Origin of the sequence: Pseudoalteromonas prydzensis (assembly GCF_001661495.1) — a bacterium.
In the GTDB taxonomy this organism is placed as follows: Bacteria; Pseudomonadota; Gammaproteobacteria; order Enterobacterales; family Alteromonadaceae; genus Pseudoalteromonas; species Pseudoalteromonas prydzensis.
In genome coordinates this window covers 139,097-157,650 of record NZ_BDDT01000003.1, presented here as the reverse complement: position 1 = coordinate 157,650, position 18,554 = coordinate 139,097, and the positions used below count along the sequence as shown (strand labels likewise).

The 18,554-nt window shown below is 40.8% G+C and carries 15 protein-coding genes; 13 read left to right on the top strand and 2 right to left on the bottom strand.

What is annotated here, in order from left to right; genetic code table 11:
- Positions 1-204: 204 nt before the first annotated feature.
- The 5 genes from A7968_RS08070 to A7968_RS08050 all read left to right on the top strand — a co-directional run bounded on the left by A7968_RS08070 (position 205) and on the right by A7968_RS08050 (position 3,394).
- On the top strand, positions 205-507 hold the full coding sequence (locus tag A7968_RS08070; protein ID WP_064666074.1) for a YciI family protein: 303 nt from the start codon (positions 205-207) through the stop codon (positions 505-507).
- Between the two features lie 217 nt (positions 508-724).
- Positions 725-988, top strand: coding sequence for a PepSY domain-containing protein (locus tag A7968_RS08065; RefSeq protein ID WP_064666073.1), 264 nt, complete (start codon positions 725-727; stop codon positions 986-988).
- Between the two features lie 3 nt (positions 989-991).
- The gene (locus A7968_RS08060; RefSeq protein WP_016709350.1) at positions 992-1,666 is read left to right on the top strand and encodes a response regulator transcription factor; all 675 of its coding nucleotides are present in this window, start codon (positions 992-994) and stop codon (positions 1,664-1,666) included.
- Positions 1,660-2,997: an ATP-binding protein gene (locus A7968_RS08055; protein WP_064666072.1), complete on the top strand. Its 1,338-nt coding sequence runs from the start codon at positions 1,660-1,662 to the stop codon at positions 2,995-2,997. The genes A7968_RS08060 and A7968_RS08055 overlap by 7 nt, the downstream gene beginning before the upstream one ends.
- Entirely contained in the window at positions 2,984-3,394 is a 411-nt protein-coding gene (locus A7968_RS08050) for a hypothetical protein (RefSeq protein WP_064666071.1), read from the top strand. Before A7968_RS08055 ends, A7968_RS08050 begins: the two co-directional genes overlap by 14 nt.
- A gap of 58 nt (positions 3,395-3,452) precedes the next feature.
- Here the strand turns inward: A7968_RS08050 and A7968_RS08045 are convergent, their stop codons facing one another.
- Positions 3,453-4,493 (bottom strand): AI-2E family transporter, encoded by a 1,041-nt coding sequence (locus A7968_RS08045; RefSeq protein WP_064666070.1) that lies wholly within the window; start codon positions 4,491-4,493, stop codon positions 3,453-3,455.
- A 130-nt stretch (positions 4,494-4,623) separates the two neighbouring features.
- On the opposite strand from A7968_RS08045, the gene A7968_RS08040 reads away from it, so the two are divergent.
- From A7968_RS08040 to A7968_RS08005, 8 genes are all read left to right on the top strand, one after another.
- Positions 4,624-5,517, top strand: coding sequence for a TIGR01777 family oxidoreductase (locus tag A7968_RS08040; protein WP_064666069.1), 894 nt, complete (start codon positions 4,624-4,626; stop codon positions 5,515-5,517).
- Between the two features lie 118 nt (positions 5,518-5,635).
- Positions 5,636-6,766 (top strand): GGDEF domain-containing protein, encoded by a 1,131-nt coding sequence (locus A7968_RS08035; RefSeq protein WP_064666068.1) that lies wholly within the window; start codon positions 5,636-5,638, stop codon positions 6,764-6,766.
- Between the two features lie 268 nt (positions 6,767-7,034).
- Complete coding sequence (locus tag A7968_RS08030; RefSeq protein ID WP_064666067.1) at positions 7,035-10,007, top strand: TonB-dependent receptor; 2,973 nt, start codon at positions 7,035-7,037, stop codon at positions 10,005-10,007.
- 94 nt (positions 10,008-10,101) lie between these two features.
- Positions 10,102-11,655, top strand: a complete 1,554-nt coding sequence (locus A7968_RS08025; RefSeq protein WP_064666066.1) for a tryptophan halogenase family protein — start codon at positions 10,102-10,104, stop codon at positions 11,653-11,655.
- Positions 11,652-13,142, top strand: coding sequence for a tryptophan halogenase family protein (locus A7968_RS08020; RefSeq protein ID WP_064666065.1), 1,491 nt, complete (start codon positions 11,652-11,654; stop codon positions 13,140-13,142). Before A7968_RS08025 ends, A7968_RS08020 begins: the two co-directional genes overlap by 4 nt.
- A gap of 358 nt (positions 13,143-13,500) precedes the next feature.
- The gene (locus A7968_RS08015) at positions 13,501-14,829 is read left to right on the top strand and encodes a GH1 family beta-glucosidase (protein ID WP_064666064.1); all 1,329 of its coding nucleotides are present in this window, start codon (positions 13,501-13,503) and stop codon (positions 14,827-14,829) included.
- Between the two features lie 67 nt (positions 14,830-14,896).
- A complete protein-coding gene (locus A7968_RS08010; RefSeq protein ID WP_064666063.1) occupies positions 14,897-16,423 on the top strand; it encodes an MFS transporter in 1,527 nt (508 codons plus the stop codon).
- Between the two features lie 68 nt (positions 16,424-16,491).
- On the top strand, positions 16,492-17,493 hold the full coding sequence (locus A7968_RS08005) for a LacI family DNA-binding transcriptional regulator (protein WP_064666062.1): 1,002 nt from the start codon (positions 16,492-16,494) through the stop codon (positions 17,491-17,493).
- A gap of 22 nt (positions 17,494-17,515) precedes the next feature.
- Here A7968_RS08005 and A7968_RS08000 read toward each other — a convergent pair whose 3' ends face one another.
- On the bottom strand, positions 17,516-18,460 hold the full coding sequence (locus A7968_RS08000; protein WP_064666061.1) for a LysR family transcriptional regulator: 945 nt from the start codon (positions 18,458-18,460) through the stop codon (positions 17,516-17,518).
- Positions 18,461-18,554: the final 94 nt, after the last annotated feature.

The window sequence follows — 18,554 nt, the reverse complement described above, 5'->3', positions numbered from 1 at the left end:
CTTATTATTATTTTGTATCATTTTAGCGACTCTACCAGTGTTACAGTAAGCTTTTCAAGCAGATTCAGTTTAAAAATAGTTTAGTGCTGTAAACCCGCTTATTGATTGACCAGAAAGCGAAAACTAATCGTAATTTATTCGCCAATTAAATTTGCTGTGCTAGTATCAGAGCAATTTCATACTATTAATCTTAGAGAATACGCTATGTTGTATATGATTTACTCAACTGATGTTGAAAATAGTTTAGAACACAGAAAAGCTGCCCGCCCTGCTCATTTAGAACGCTTACAAGCATTAGATGAACAAGGTCGATTATTTACAGCAGGCCCGTTACCAGCAATTGATAGTACAGACCCAGGTGAGGCTGGCTTTACTGGTTCTTTGGTAATTGCTGAATTTGACTCATTAGAAGCCGCACGTGAATGGGCGGCTGCAGATCCATATGTAAGCGGTGGCGTTTATGATAACTCAGTAGTAAAACCATTTAAAAAAGTGTTCCCTAGCTAAATAATGCCAACAACCAGATAGAATTTTAGTCTTTATTTGAGCAAGGTATTAATTCAATTGCTATAAACACTTTACGCCTAAGCACAATAATTCAGTGTTTGTTCACGGGTTGTTAATTAAAATCCATTGCATTGAATCATAGAATTTAGTGGTTTTACTTGAATTTTAGCTACTTGGTTCATTAAACTATTCAGGTCTGGTTTAGGAGTTTCCCATCATGCGTACTGTGTTAGCTCTCAGCATCGCCTTCATTGTGCTATTTTTGAGTGTATTTTCGACTAATAGCCAAGCTGCATCTCAAGGCAATAAAACTGAGATCAATAAAAAACAAGCTGTGGAGCTTGCTAAAAAAATCGAAGATGGTAAAACTCTTAAAATTACCGTACTTAACGATATTTATACCGTAAGAATTTTAAAATCGGACGGCCATGTCGTCGACGTTCATGTCAATAAAAAGACCGGCGAAGTGAAAAAGGATTAATAAATGCGAATTTTAGTAATTGAAGATGATTTACACTTAGCAGATAACTTGCGTAATGCGCTAGAAAAAGAACGCTACAGTGTTGACCTTTGTCATGATGGCGAAGCGGGTTTATTCCACATCACTGAGTACCCTCTTGATATGGCTGTGGTAGATTTAGGTTTACCTAAGATAGACGGGATTGAGCTTATTAATAAAGCCCGAGCCCAAGGTATTACCATTCCAATCCTTATTTTAACAGCCCGTGACCGTTGGCAAGATAAGGTTGAAGGGCTTGATGCGGGTGCTGATGACTATTTGACAAAACCATTTCATGTTGAAGAGTTAATCGCTCGTTGTAACGCGCTTATTCGCCGCAGTGCAGGTAAAGCTAATCCAGAAATGACGGCTGGTCCGATCAAAATTCACACCCGCTCACAGCAAGTGTGGGTTGATGATAGAGAACTAAGCTTGACCGCCTACGAATACAAAGTACTTGAGTATTTAATGGTGAATCCGCAAAAAGTGATCTCAAAATCTGAGTTAACTGAGCATATCTACGATCAAGATTTTGATTTAGATTCAAACGTGATCGAAGTATTCGTATTGCGCTTACGTAAAAAACTCGACCCTGATGGCACACTTAACCCTGTAGAAACATTACGCGGACGTGGTTACAGGCTCAAAAGTCAGTGGTAGCATCGCAAATACCGTTAAAAGTAAGGCAAGGATTTATCCTTGTCTTTGTTTTATTAGTCGCCTTACCCATTTTGTTTTTCTCGATTGGCAAGGCGTACTATGCTTCATTAGTAGAAGCCACCGAAAAAACCCTCGAAGCCCATTTATATTCATTAATTTCAGAAGTCGATTTCACTGAGCGCGGTATAATTATGCCAAGCACTATTTTAGCGCCAGAGCTAAATCGCCTAAATTCTGATACCTATGCAATGATTTACCGTGACGATCAACCTGTTTGGCACTCAGAATCGGCGGTCAATGTAAACTTTGTGCCAGACGAAATAGAAACCAAGGCCGGGGCTGCTGATTTTCGCCGTGTCGAATATAAAAATAATGTGTATTGGCAATTAAGTCTCACTGTTATTTTAAATAATATTGACCAATCCGAACACGCCCGCTTTATTTTGTTAAAACGCAATGATGCCCTACTTCGGTTAATGGACGGCTTTAAACAGACCTTAGTAAACTGGATGTATGTCATGGGTGTTGCCATAGCAGCATTAATGGCAATCGGTTTTGTGTGGAGTGCGAGGCCATTACAACGCCTTGATAAAGAAATAAAAGCCATTGAATCCGGCGATATTCAAGAAATTAAAGGGCTCTACCCTGTCGAGCTACAAACAATAAAAGCCGATTTAAATTTATTGCTCGAAACTCAACAACGCCAAAAAGAGCGTTATCGCGCCTCACTCAGTGATTTAGCTCATGCCTTAAAAACGCCCCTAGCGGTACTTAAATCAAGTCCCTTGGCTAATGATGCCGACGCTCAAGAGCAGCTTGATCGGATCAATGTGATGATCGAGCATCAATTAAAGCGTGCAGCAAGCGGTGCGTCCGATACCTGGAAAAAGCAAACAGTCATTAAACCTGTGCTCGATTCAATTCTCAATGCGATGGGCAAGGTATATCGAGATAAAGACATTATTTTCACCTGCGATGTCACTGATAAAAATTATTTTTTAGGAGATAAAACCGATCTCCTAGAACTACTTGGCAACTTAATTGATAATGCCTGTAAAGCTTGTCGCTCACAGGTCGATATACAGGTACTCCAAAAACGCACCCTCACTATTACAATTAGTGACGATGGTCCAGGTGTTCCCGTTGATAAGCGCGAGTCTCTACTCACCCGCGGAACTCGTTTAGATACCTACGAGAGTGGTCACGGCGTGGGAATGGCAATCGTGTCAGACTTGGTAAAGTCGTATCACGGCACCCTCACTATTTTAGATGCTGACACACTCGGCGGCGCGAAATTTATTTTAGAGTTTAATTATCATGATAAAAAATAAGCGACTATCAATAAGCTGTACACTGCTTATACTGCTCAGTGCGCCAATACAAGCAGATGAGCAATGCAATTTAGCGGCTCAAGCAACTCCTGATGAAGCTAAAAGCTATCTGCAATGTTTAGATAAGCAAATAGAAAGTTTAACGCGCATCCAGCAAACTTGGGTAAATAAGATCACTTTAGATTTAAACAAGATTGAAGAAGAAACTGGTAACACGCAATTGTTACCGATTTTCAAGCGCAGCATAACAAGTCAAAATAAGTATTTAGAAGATAGCTGTAAGTGGCGTTATTTACAAAAGGTACCTAACGGTACCCAAGCTGCAATTGTCTATAAACGTTGCGAAATACGTATTTTAGAGCAGCACATAGAGGTTTTAAGACAACCTATAAAGTAATTATTAATAAAAAGCCGCGTAAAAATAACGTGGCTTTTTATTATTGCCAACTAAAATGCTAGCTCTTTTTTTCTTCTAGGTTTTCACCATTACCTAATAAAGTTGCCAGCCAACGTCCTTCTTCACTGGTTTCAAGGGCTATTTTAACAATCATAGTCAACGGCACTGATAACAACATACCTACCGTGCCCATCAGCCAGCCCCAAAAAATTAATGATAAAAATACCACTAAGGTTGATAGCCCTAAGCCTTTGCCCATGTATCTAGGCTCAACAATATTGCCCATCACAGTATTGATCGTTAAATAACCAAGGCCCACCATACTCGCTACAAACGGCCCTTGCGTGATCAGCGCCAGCAATACCGCAGGGACAGCGGCAATGATAGAGCCAATATTAGGAATATAATTAAACATAAAGGCCATCACAGCCCATAATACGAAGTAATCAACATCTAACAGCCATAGCAAGATCCCAGCAAGCACGCCAGTGCCTAAACTGACCACAGTTTTAATTGCTAGGTAAGAGTTAATTGACTCTAAAAAACGGTCAATTTGTTGCATTTTACGGTCAGGATCATCCAATGCCATGTGTATTTTATGGCTGAGCATTGGCCCTTCAAACAACATAAACACCACAGTCAAAATAATTAAAAATAAATTGGCCATAACGCCACCTAAACCGGTGAGCATTCCAGTTGCCACATCAATGATCTTACCAGGATCAAACATTGCTATTATTTGTTCTTTATTGATCAAGATGTTGTATTTTGCTGCCGTATCCACGAGCAAAATAAACTGTTCTTTAAGTTGGGCTTTATATTGCGGTAACTGCTGCGAAAAGTCAGTTAATGATTGCCCTACTAAACCCGCTAAACTAACACCAATGCCAACCACCATCAGCATTACCAACATAATAGCCAACCCTTTTGGGATTTTATAGCGGCCAAAAAAGCTTAATAATGGATTGCAAATAATGGCAATAAACGTTGCCAATACAAATGGAATAACGATCACACTAGCTGACTTTACACCTGCCAATACAATAACTAACGCTGCAAAAATAACTAAACTTCGGTTTACCCCAGTTAAACTAGCCAAACTACGATCCTTGAAAATATAAATTGCAATTAGTGTATGTGAAAAGTAACGAGAATGAAATCATTGTAAAGTGATCAAACCCGTCTTGTGTACGTATAATAACTATAAATTAATTAACTGAGTTAACACTATGCATATCTTCATTACTGGCGGCACCGGTTTTATAGGCAGTCATTTATGCCCGCGTTTGCTTGAAAATCATCAATTAACAGTGTTAACACGCAATCTAAATAAAGCAACGCAATTACTCGGTGCAAACATTCTAGCCGTAGACTCTATAGAAAACGTTGATTTTAACAGTGTTGATTGCGTGATTAATCTTGCTGGCGAGCCTATTGTGAATAAACGTTGGAGCGACAAACAAAAGCAACGCCTACTTGATAGCCGCATTCTGCTAACTCAGCAAATAGTTACAGCAATCCAACACTGCCAAACACCGCCTCATACGTTTATCTCTGGCAGTGCCATTGGTTTTTATGGACGTCAAGATAATACCCTGATTGATGAAAGCTTTACCGCTATAAACCCGGAATTTAGCCATCAGCTGTGTGATGCGTGGGAGCAAGCTGCACTTGCAGCACAATCAGTTAACACCCGCGTTTGTACACTGCGTACCGGGATCGTATTAGCTAAACACGCTGGTGCACTGGCGAAAATGTTGCCTCCATTTAAATTAGGCTTAGGTGGGCCAATTGGCACTGCAGAGCAAGGCATGTCGTGGATCCATATTGATGACATGGTTGAGCTTATTTTATTTGTGTTAGATAATAATAACCTTAGCGGGGCAATTAACGCTACAGCACCTAACCCGGTAAACAATAAAGAATTCAGCCGCCAATTAGGCAAAGCTCTCACCCGCCCTGCTGTTATTCCTATGCCTAGTTTTGTTCTGAAGTTAGTGATGGGTGAAATGGCTGATTTATTACTTTATGGACAATTTGTTGTGCCTAACAAAGTACTGGCACAGCAATTTAGCTTTAACTACCCTACACTACCAAAAGCACTTGAAAATTTATTAAGGTAAGTGCTTTTATTAGTCCCTTTTTATTATCTTGCTATTAACCAAATAGTACATAATAATTAAGAACATTATAAAAGGTATCATAAGGGCAATTAGGTTTGGCGCGCAGGAAGTACCACACATGATGCATTTACCCACTATCATCATAATCTCCATACTACTTAATTCCATCATTAGCTCATTTTTGATGTCTTTGTATGTGCTCAAAAAACAAAAAACCTATTTGTATTGGTGCTGCTCTTGTTTTATTTTTGTACTAGCGCAGATCACAGCTGCGCTACGAGCATTTATTGATTTAGATTTTGTATCACACTACTTAGCAGATCTATTCATCATCGCCACGCCTTTGGCGGCAATCCTCGGTATCCATGCATATAATAACACTGAGAGAACAAAATTCTCTGCATGCCTTGGAGTGTTACTGGCATCGGGAGTAATTTTACTGCCTATTTATAGTTCTTCTTTTGGGCAGCTTTATACCACAACATTAATTGCCTGCTGCTTTTGTTATGCCGCTTATGCATTAAAAACGTTGCACCTGGGCCGTATTACCCACTTTTTAGTGTTACAAATTTGTTTTGTTGTGCATGCGATATTGATGTTTTGCCAAGCCGCCCTATTACTTTCTGCGCCAACATCAGTGGTAGATACTCAACAGGCTCTGGCAGTAATCTTAATTAGCCATATTGTGCTCTCCACGTGCACCGCGTTAGTCTGGCCTGTTTTAATGTTCTTAGAATCAGAGCAAGTGTTGACTGATTTAGCAAATTTGGACCCCCTTACCGGGCTCCTTAATCGACGCGCATTTTTAAACCTCAGTGCGACACATTTAGAGCAAGCCAACGGTTGTCAAAAAGAATTATGTGCGCTAATGATTGATATTGATTTTTTCAAAAAAGTGAATGATCAATTTGGCCATGATACAGGTGATGAGGCATTAAAATGGGTTGCTAAACAAATTCAAGCACAGTTACGTGAGCACGATATTATTGCCCGTATCGGCGGTGAAGAATTTGCGATTTTACTACCTAATACTTCTGAAAAAAATGCTCATGCTTTATCAGAGCGGATCAGGCTTGCTATTAAAAACCAACCGTTTATCTATAGGCAGCAGAGTATTTCTTTGTCACTTAGCATTGGCGTAATTAAACGCTCGAAAGATAGTAATATCAATGACTTACTTGCACAAGCAGATAAAGGGTTATATCAAGCTAAACATAATGGTCGCAACCAAGTCGTGGTCGCGATTTAACACTCATATCGTGCCATAGCACGTAAGCCTATTTTAATCGTACGCTGTAGCCATGCGACTAGATAAAAATATTTAGATACATTTTAGCCACAACTTTATTCCAATTAATTAAACTCATTTGTTGACGTAACATAAAAATTCCACTAGCCTTCTCTGGAAGCGCTACCACAAATACCCACAACCATTTCTGGAAGCGCTTCCACACACGATAATACCGCTATCAATTAAAGCGGTTAATAATAATGATAACAGTACGAGGGGAAACCTAATGTCGAGTCATATTTTTAAAAGAACAAAGTTAGCAACCAGCTTATCTTTGATTTTAGGTGCAGCAACCACGCTATCAGCCTATGCGGCTGAAGTTGAGAAACAAGAAGAACTTGAAGTTATTCAAGTCACTGGTTTTAAAGGTAGTATTAAAGAGTCAACACAACTGAAACGTTACTCATCAGGCGTTGTTGATGCCATCTCGTCTGAAGACATTGGAAAGTTCCCTGATACTAACCTCGCAGAATCTTTGCAACGTATCACCGGTGTTTCGATTGATCGTAGCAACGGTGAAGGCTCTAAAGTAACCGTTCGTGGTTTTGGCCCTGATTATAATATGGTGACGCTAAACGGTCGTACTATGCCTGCGGCATCTCTTCCTGCGGGCGGCGGCGCACCAAACTCTCGCGCCTATGACTTTGCTAACCTTGCTTCTGAAAGTGTTAAATCAGTCGAAGTATATAAAACAGGTAAAGCCAGCATTGCATCAGGTGGTATTGGCGCAACAATCAATATCAATACTGCTCGCCCTCTTGATAACCCAGGCCTAGTGGCTAATATTGGTGTAAAAGCACAGCATGATACGACCAACCGTGTTGGTGATGATGTTACACCTGAAATTTCAGGCATATTTAGTTGGACGGATGAAGACGCCAAATTTGGCGCATCACTTACCGCCAGTATGCAACAACGTGACAGCTCAGCAACGGGCGCATTTGTTGGCGAATGGCGAACCACTGAGTACGACGGTACAATTCCACAAGCGGCGGATGATATTGTGCTAGAAAACGCCCCTGCAATGGGCCAATATTATTCAATGCCATCTGATTTACGTTACACCATTGCTGATCGTGAACGTACTCGAACCAATGCACAACTCACCTTGCAATACAGCCCTGTAGACTCACTCACCGCAACGCTTGATTATACTTATTCTCAACAAGAATTATTTGAAGCACGTGCAGAACAATCTATTTGGATGGATAACTACAAAACTCATTTAATCTTTGATGATAACGACGTTAAAACGCCAATTTATTATCAAGAAGAACGCCGTGATTTATCGACTCGCGATTTGGGTTTAGCATTACAAGAACAAAACCAAGTAAATGAAAATAACTCAATTGGTTTAAATCTTGAATACTACTTTAACGACCAACTTCGCTTCATGTTTGATGCCCATAGCTCAAAAGCTACCAGCAAACCAGATGCACCTTATGGCAGCTGGATAAATGCCGGTTTAGGTGCAAATGTGGTTGCAGCGCAACAAGTTGATTTCAGCAGAGATCTGCCATCTATGGTGATTGATTTTGATGATTGCAGTCGCGAAAACTTAAACTGCACAGGTGCTCTGGAGCAAGCTGATGTAGGTACTTCGATCTTAGATGCAAACTTTGCCAGCCAAGAATCAACCGTTGATGAGTTTCGTCTGCACGGTAACTATGTAATGGATAACGGCAGCATAGATTTCGGTATTGAATCACGATCTATGGAAAGCCAGTCTCTACAATCGCTTACGCGTAATACTATGGGGAACTGGGGGATTGAAAACCCTGGTGAACTGCCTGACGGATACCTAGATCCCACTAATTTCTTAGCTGAATTTGATGATTACGATACCAGCGGCTCGTTTGATCAAGGTTTCACTGGGAGCGCTTCACAAATTGGTTATTGGGCAGCTGAGCAATATGGTTTTAATTTTGCTGCGGATGGCGCATTCGCAACCAATCGCACAATAAAAGAAGACATCAAAGCAGCCTTTGTGCAGTACAACTACAGTAACGAATTAAGTGGTATGCCATTTAATTTAGTTATTGGCGCCCGTTACGAGACAACCGACATAACTTCAACTGCAAATATCGACTTACCTAATGCCGTCGCATGGGAAGGTAATAACGATTTCAATGTGCGTTATGGTACAGATAAAGATGATTATTCATTAAGTTCAAGCTATAACCACTTTTTACCGAGCTTAGATTTTGATATTAACGTGGTTGAAGACGTCACGCTGCGTGCTTCTTACAGCACAACGATTGCCCGCCCTACTTATGACAATTTAAGTTCTGCGGCAACGGTAGGTGTACCAACAGGACCAACAATTATTCCTGGTACCACCAATGCACCTGCTGCAACGGGTAACCCTGGGCTTGTGCCACTGGAATCTGATAACTTTGATGTTTCCGCAGAATGGTACTTTACTGATGTAAGCTATGTGTCAGTCGGCTACTTTAATAAGAAAGTGGATAACTTTATTGGCTTAACACCCATGACACAAAACTACTATGGTTTACGTGATGCATCTGCGGGCCCGCGCGCCGAAGCAGCTAAAGCAGAGCTTGAAGCAAGAGGCTTAGCATTTACCGATGCAAACTTATTCCAAATGGTTGCTGCAATGGAGAATGGTGTTGCTTTTGACTCAATGAGCTACGACGAGTTTGAAGCAGCCTATGATGTGTTACCTAATGCTGATGATCCACTTATGGACTTTACAGCGCAGGTACCCACTAATAATAAAGATGCAAAAATCGATGGCTACGAGCTTGCAGTACAGCACTTCTTTGGTGAAAGTGGTTTTGGTCTCCAAGCTAACTACACTATTGTAAATGGTGATATTGACTTTAATGTGGCTGCGGATCCAACAACTACTCAATTTGCCCTTGTAGGTTTGAGTGATACAGCTAACTTCATTGCGATGTACGAAAACGATAAGTTTCAAGCGCGTATTGCTTATAACTGGCGTGATAAGTTCTTAAATAGTGCCGCACGTTATGTAAATGAGCCGAGCTTCACTGAAGAGTATTATCAAATTGACTTTAATATTGCCTACAACTTCAATGAAAAAATGTCATTCTTCGTTGAAGGGCTTAATATAACTGAGCAAAACATGCGTCAGCATGGCCGTTACCAAGCGCAATTATGGAACTTGGAGCAAAATGGTGCGCGTTATAACATAGGCATGCGCTATAACTTTTAAGTAATGGTATTTTTAACTCACCATCTTAATGAGTATTAAGCCGCTACCTGTTAGCGGCTTTTGTCGTTTAAATTAGACAACAGAAGAGCACACAATGAATAAAAAAATACAACACATTGTGGTACTAGGTGGCGGTGCTGCAGGTTGGCTAAGTGCAGGCTTGCTTAGTGCTGAGCATCCAGATAAACAGATTACTCTGATTGAATCCGCCAATATTGCTATTTCGGGTGTCGGTGAAGGTACTTGGCCATCAATGCGTAATACGTTAAAGCGTATAGGTATTAAAGAAATCGATTTTCTCAAGCACTGCGATGCCTCATTCAAACAAGGCTCAAAATTTATAAACTGGCGCAATTTAAACCCAGGTGAAAATTACTATCACCCTTTTATGACGCCGCAAGGTTATTTAGAAACCAACCTACATGCTTATTGGCAACAACATGCTGCAGCCCAAAAGTACGCAGACGCCTTAAATATGCAAAGCTTTATTTGCCAAGCGGGTCTTGCTCCAAAACAAGTCACCACACCAGAGTACGCTGCGGTGACTAATTATGGTTACCATCTCGACGCGGGCAAATTTGCGAGCTTCTTAAAAGAACATTGCGAAAACCAACTGGGTGTATGCCATATTGTCGACGATGTAGTGGCTGTTAATAATGATGACCAAGGCTATATTCGCTCATTAACAACTAAACAGCACGGTGATATAACGGGGGACTTATTTATTGATTGTTCCGGTGCACGTGGGCGCTTAATTGCTGAACATTATAATTCGGCGTTTATAAATCAAGAGCGTACCTTGTTTAATAACAGTGCAATTGCCGCACACCTGCCCTATACCAATGAACAACAAGAGATTGCCAGCGCAACACTGTCAACAGCGCAGCCGCATGGCTGGATCTGGGATATCGGGCTGCCTAGCCGCCGTGGTATTGGCTATACCTACTGTGATAAATACTGTGATGAGCATACAGCGGTTGCTCTTTTAAAAAGCTATGCGGCACAATCCGTGGGCGCAGAACTTGCCGAACAGTTGCATACTCGCAAACTGAATTTCACCCCAGGGTATAGAAAACAGTTTTGGATAAAAAATTGTATTGCCATTGGCATGTCGCAAGGATTTATAGAGCCGCTGGAAGCTTCCGCGCTTGCCATGGTGGAATTATCGCTGACAATGCTAAGTGAACAAATGCCGCAAGAGCGCAACCATATGACCCTATTAGCAACGCGATTCAATCAACGCTTTAGTTATCGCTGGCAACGGGTTATCGACTTTTTAAAATTACATTATATCTTAAGTGAGCGTGATGACAGCCAATACTGGCTGGATATAAAAACCGCAGCGAGCACCCCTCCTCGTTTAGCAGAGCTAATTAAAATTTGGCAATATCAACCACCGAGTCGTTTTGACTTTATTGAAAATGAAGAGGTCTTCCCTTCGGCAAGTTACCAATATGTACTGTATGGTATGGGTTTTGATACCCAAACTAATAAAGCCAAAAATACCTTTAACAACCCTGAAATTGGACACTATTTTTATCAACAAAACCGTAAAAAAATAGCGCAATATTTACAGGCTTTACCAACAAATCGTGCATTATTAAAACAGCTCTTCGAGCAAACACCTGATCAAAAGGCTCACCTATGAAATCCAATAACACTATTCAAAACGTGATAATAGCAGGCGGTGGCACAGCCGGTTGGATGGCCGCTGCTGCTCTAAGTAAATTAGTTGGTAAAAATATTAATGTCACCTTGATTGAGTCTGACGAAATTGCGACGGTCGGCGTTGGTGAAGCGACAATTCCGCCCATTCGCACCTTTCATAAATTACTCGGTATTAATGAGCAAGAATTTATGCAAGCCACGCAAGCAAGTTTTAAATTAGGCATTAGTTTTGAAAACTGGGGGCAAACAAATACACAGTACATTCACTCATTCGGCATGACAGGTAAAGAGTGCTGGGCGGGTGAATTTCATCACTTTTGGCTGCACAGTTTGTCATTAGGATTAGAGTCTGAATTTGGCCAATACTGTTATGAACTGCAAGCGGCGAAACAGAACAAGTTTGCCTTTAATCAACAAAACCCGATTAACTATGCATTTCACATGGATGCCAGTCGTTATGCATTATTTTTACGTGAGTTTGCAGAAAACTTAGGGGTTACTCGCCTCGAAGGTAAAATTACCAGCGTCAATAAATGCCCAGACTCAGGCTCAATTAACAGCTTAACACTGGCTGACAACAACACGATTGAGGGGGATTTCTTTATTGACTGCACTGGCTTTCGCGGCCTACTGATTGAGCAAGCGCTGCATACAGGTTACGAAGACTGGTCTCATTTACTGCCCTGCGATAGTGCTATTGCGGTGCAAACAACAGCCATTGATGAGGATATAAAACCCTACACCCGCGCCATAGCCCATGAGGCAGGCTGGCAATGGCAAATACCGTTACAACAGCGGGTTGGTAATGGCTTGGTCTATTGCAGTCGCTATTTAGCGGATGAGCAAGCAAAGCAGTTACTGCTTGAAAACATTCAAGGTGACACTTTGACCGAACCAAAAATCATCAAGTTTAAAACAGGTCGCAGGCGTAAAGGTTGGAATAAAAACTGCCTTGCCCTAGGGCTTGCCAGTGGCTTTGTCGAGCCGCTTGAATCAACCAGTATTCACCTGATCATGTCAGGTATTATTCGCTTTATGCGGCTATTTCCATTTAATGGCATCACTGAGCAAGCAGTCAATGAATATAACAAACAGCTAAAAAGTGAAATCGAAAATATTCGTGACTTTATTGTGTTGCATTACAAAGTGACTGAGCGCACTGATAGTGAATTTTGGCGGCACTGTAAGAGTATGGACGTACCGGAAACCCTAGCGCATAAAATTAGCTTATTTAAACGCACAGGACGGGTGTTTTTAGATGATGGCGATATATTTAGGGTCGACTCATGGGTACAAGTGATGCTAGGCCAAGGTATTAAGCCTGAGCAGTATCACTTAATAGCCAGTTTAATGACTGATGAAGAATTAACCCGTTTTTTAACAAGTATTAAGAAACAGATCAGCCAACGCGTTGCAGCACTGCCATCTCATCAAGCGTTTTTGCAACAATACTGCCCAACCATTTAAGGCATAAAAAAAGCCCTTTAAATAATTAAAGGGCTTTGGACAACACAACAAAATATCTACTTAACCTGTCTGAAGCCGTCATTAGTTTATGCGTATGCTTGCTCATCGCATCAATGGGACTAAATCGATATGCCACTTTTGCTATGAACAATAAAAAGTATTTATTGTTATCTAAATTTAACTATTGACCTGCTAAGAAATAGCCTCTAACCTTAATATGGAAGCGCTTCCTGAAATAACATTAAATACCATGCTAGAGCATTAATCAAATTAAATATGGAAGCGCTTTCACATTTATTGCATTTTTACTATAAAAACGTATTTACAAACTGTATAAGCAAGCAGAGGTTTTCTATTAATGAAACAATTATCTTTACCCGCTAACTCACCGCTACTTAGCAACGAGTTTACTTTTGGTGTTGCAACAGCATCATTTCAAATTGAAGGTGGTGCAGATAGCCGACTACCGTGTATTTGGGATACATTTTGCGCCACCTCAGGTAAGATTGCCGATAATTCAAACGGTTTAGTTGCTTGTGATCACTATAACAACTGGGCAGACGATATTGAATTAATAGCCTCTTTAGGTGTTGATGCTTATCGTTTATCGGTATCTTGGCCGCGCGTGATCAAAGCCGATGGCAGCTTAAACCCAGTTGGTGTTAAGTTTTATACAGATATTTTAGATGAACTTGCACGTCGCGACATCAAAGCTTTTGTAACCCTTTACCACTGGGATTTACCGCAACATTTAGAAGATAAAGGCGGCTGGCTTAATCGTGATACTGCTTTTGAATACGCTAACTATGTAGATTTAATCAGCCAAGCTTTTGCTGCACGCGTTTATTCTTATGCAACACTAAACGAACCATTTTGTAGTTCTTATTTAGGCTATGAAATTGGTGTTCATGCACCCGGTAAAGTGGGCCGTGAATTTGGCCGCAAAGCAGCCCATCACTTATTGCTGGGCCATGGTTTAGCAATGCAAAAACTTGCTAAAAACAGCCCCAACGCGCTAAATGGGATAGTGCTAAACTTTACTCCTTGCTACCCAGTTAGCCAAAGTGAAGCTGACTTAAAAGCCACTGCTTTTGCAGATGATTATATAAATCAATGGTATATGCGCCCTGTAATGGAAGGTAAATACCCTGATATTATCGAACAATTACCAATTGAACAGCGTCCTGATATTCACCCAGGTGATATGGAGATCATCGCACAGCCTTTAGACTACCTTGGTGTTAACTTTTATACTCGCCTTCATTATCAAGCAAGTGAGCATGACTTTTACGACGAGCGCCCTCATCAAGGTCCACTAACTGATATTGGTTGGGAAATATACCCGCAAGCTTTAACCGAATTGTTAGTCTCGTTAAACGAAAAGTATACTCTGCCACCAATTTATATTACTGAAAATGGTGCAGCCATGAAGGATACAATCGATAATGGCGAAGTAAATGATGTAGATCGTATTAGCTATTATCAGCAACATTTAACAGCGCTACACAATGCAACTTTACAAGGTGTACGCGTCGACGGCTATTTTGCTTGGAGCTTAATGGACAACTTTGAATGGGCTGAAGGCTACTTGAAGCGCTTTGGTATTGTATATGTTGATTACCATACCCAACAACGTACAGTGAAAGCCAGTGGTCATGCATACAGTAACTTGATCACAAGCCGGTAATTTATGCTAGCCGATGTTTAAAATAAAATCGGCTAGTCACTTAAAACAACGATAAGAAACACACACAGTGAATAAAATACCTTTATATGAAAAAGTCGGCTATGCCATGGGCGATGCTGGCGCTAATTTAGTTTGGCGTGGTGCCCTTGCCTACCTTGCCGTGTTTTATACCGACACCTTTGGCATATCTGCAGCAGCAGCAGCCATGCTATTTTTGGTTGTACGCCTCTCAGATGGTGTTACCGATATTATTATGGGCATGATTGCAGATAGAACGCATACTCGGTTTGGAAAATTTAGACCATGGATCCTTTGGTCTGCGCCCTTTTTAGGTTTGTTTATGGTGCTGTGTTTTACCACGCCTAATTTTAATGAAACTAATAAATTAATTTACGCCTACGTCACTTATATTGGTTTAACGCTTGCCTATACAGTCAGTAATGTACCCTATTCGGCCTTAATGGGGGTCATGAGCCCAGATCATACCGAGCGAACTAAGCTATCTAGTTTTCGTTTTGCTGGGGCCTTTGCAGGCGGATTAATGGTTATGGGGTTTTTACCCGAATTAGTGGCTTACTTTGGTGCTGGTGATAATGCCAAAGGCTATCAATTAACTATGTATTTATTTGCCGCAGTATTGATAGCCCTTATGGTAATCACTTTTGTATCCACAAAAGAGCGTGTAGTTCCCCATGCATCTAACCAGGGAAGTTTAAAATCAGAGCTCAAAGATTTAACTAAAAACCTACCGTTTATTATTTTACCGCTGCTCGCAACCACCTTATTTTTTTACTATCGTGATATCTACAGTGGCATATTTTTCGCTGTAATTATGGCGGCAATGACTTTCGTTATTAAAAAACTACTCAACAAAGATCAATCGAATTTAACAGGCTCGCAGCGCGACATGGTTGATTTATTAACCAATAAACCGTGGCTTATCCTGCTTGGCATTGGCTTTTTAACCATGATGTTTAATGGTATTAAATATGGTGTTATTGCCTATTACTTTAAGTACCAAGTGGCTGATGAGCTTATGGCTGGGCAATATTTTGTCGCGTTGTTAATCGTCTCTATTTTTGGCGCCCTTGCTACCGGTAAATTGGCCGAGATGATTGGCAAACGTAATTTATTTGTTCTATCGCTGGTATTAAGCGGTTTATTAACGACCGCATTCTATTGGGTGCCAAGTGATAATATTGTCGCGATATTTACCTTTGGTTGCGCAGCGGAGTTTTTTGCCGCAATGATGCCTACGCTGTTTTTTAGTATGTTAGGTGACTCTGCTGATTATTCTGAATGGAAAAACAAACGCCGTGCCACTGGCTTAATTTACTCTGCAGGTACCTTTGTACAAAAAACCGGTGGTGGTTTTGCAGGTGCTCTAGTACTGGTTGTGTTAGCTGGTTACGGCTATAACGGTATGGACGAAGCAACTATCAAGCAATCATTACCCGGCATGCAACTATTAATGAGTTGGATACCTGCTGCATTTGCCTTCTTAGGGGCAATTTTGATGCTAATATACCCACTTACTTCGCAAATGACGCAAAAAATTACAGAAGACTTGGCAATTAGACGCAGTAATGTGTAAATTACAAGTTATATTCAAAACTGCTTATAAAAAGTATTATAAAACAGCGCATTAACGTTAGGAAATCAATGGCTACAATTTATCAGGTATCAGAGCTTGCAGGTGTATCCTTGTCGACTGTGTCCAGAGTTCTGAACAATAATGATTACGTGAGTAAAAAAACTAAAAAGAAAGTAATGGAAGCAATGCAACAGCTTGGTTATCAACCAAGCTCTATTGCCCGCTCACTTGCTTCAAGTAGAACCAGTAGTGTGGGTATTTTAGTTTCAGAATTAGATGGCCCATTTTTCGGCCAAATGATGTCAGCGATTGAAGAGCAGCTTCGCGCTGCAGGCAAGCACGTTATTATAACCCCAGGACACAGTGATGAAAGCAAGGAAAAAAATGGCTTTGAATTTTTAATTAGCCGCAATTGCGATGCCATTATTGCCCATGTTGAAGCAGTCTCAAACGAGTACTTAATTGAACTGAGTAAAGGTAAAACCCCCATCTACTTAATGAGCCGCTATGTTGAAGAAATTAAAGATAACTGCATAAGTCTAGACAACGTAATGGGTGGTTACTTAGCAACTAAAACCATGATCACCCGAGGCCATAAAAATATTGCATATATTGCAGGCCCACAATTTAAAATAGATGCATCTGATCGACTCAAAGGCCATAAACAAGCCCTTCAAGAATTTGATATCGAGTTTGATGAAAACTTATTTTACATTGGCGACTTTAAAGAAACCGGCGGCAATGATGGCTTAAAATCGTTCATTGATAACAAAGCTTCCTTTACCGCACTGGTGTGCGCTAATGATGAAATGGCCTCTGGAGCTATGAAGTATGCTCGAGAGCACGGCTTTGATCTGCCCAGTGATCTTGCCATAATAGGCTACGATAATGTCATATTTACCAATTATTTATATCCTACGCTTACCACTATCAATAACCCAGTACCAGAGATGGGCAAAATGGCTGCAAACTTAGTGCTTAAAGATATTTATAAGCACACTGGCATTACCATTAGCCATATATTCCAGCCAAATTTAATTTTGCGCGACTCAACCCCCACACTTAAATAATTGTAGAAAAAATAATTTCTACTCAGTTTAGCTCAAGTTGGTTCAGCTCGTTGCGCACCCAACGAGCATCTAAATAGCGCGCTAAGTTAAGCTCTGCAAATTGTAAAAAGCTACGTGCAGCATGAGATAAGTGCCGATCGGTACGGATCACAAAATACCAATGACTGGCTAAGTGAGTATCGCTAACAGTGAGTACTTTAAATCCCTGCTCCCCTTTAGGCAGCACATGACGAGAAAGTACTCCAATGCCCATTCCAGATGATACTGCAACCCGAATCGCCTCATTACTGGCCATCTGTACGCTGTCACTTAGCACTAAGCCTCGTCCTTGTAATTCGCTTTCAAATAACATCCGCGTTGCTGAGCCGGGCTCTCTTAATAAAAATCGGTAATGGGTCAGTTCAGCTAATGTTACCGCAGAGGCTGCTGCAAGTGGGTGTTCGCTAGGCACGATGAACTCAAGCGGGTTTTGTAAAAAGCGCGCTGCTTTTGCATGCTCTAAAGATGGTGGGTGGCTAAATACATAAATATCGTCTTCTCCACGTTCAAAACGCGCTAAAACTTCCGCCCTATTACCAATTTCTAGGGGCAGCTCAACATGTGGGTGCAAATTACTGTACGGGCCAAGTAGTTTAGGCAAAATGTATTGCGCAGTATTGACCATGGCAATTTTACAACGGCCGCGCTCTCCTCCCCTGAGCTGGGCTAAAAAGTCTTTGTAATCATTAAACTGACCAAATACTTGCTGGCAGGTTTTAAATAATTCTAGCCCTGCTTCGGTCACCGTTAACTTTTGTTGTTGCATTAAGATTAAAGGTTCGCCAACTGACTCTTGTAAGCGCTTAATTTGCAACGATACCGTAGGCTGAGTTAAATGCAGCGCTCTTGCGGTCTTACTAATAGACCCCGTTGTTACCACACTCATAAATACTTCAAGTAGCCGAAAAGATATATGTCTTAGATCCATGCCTAACTCACTAAAGAAAAATTAATCAACAACCCATTGATAATAACCTATACATAACTATCAATCATTTTATTATTTACTATGCAATATTTTC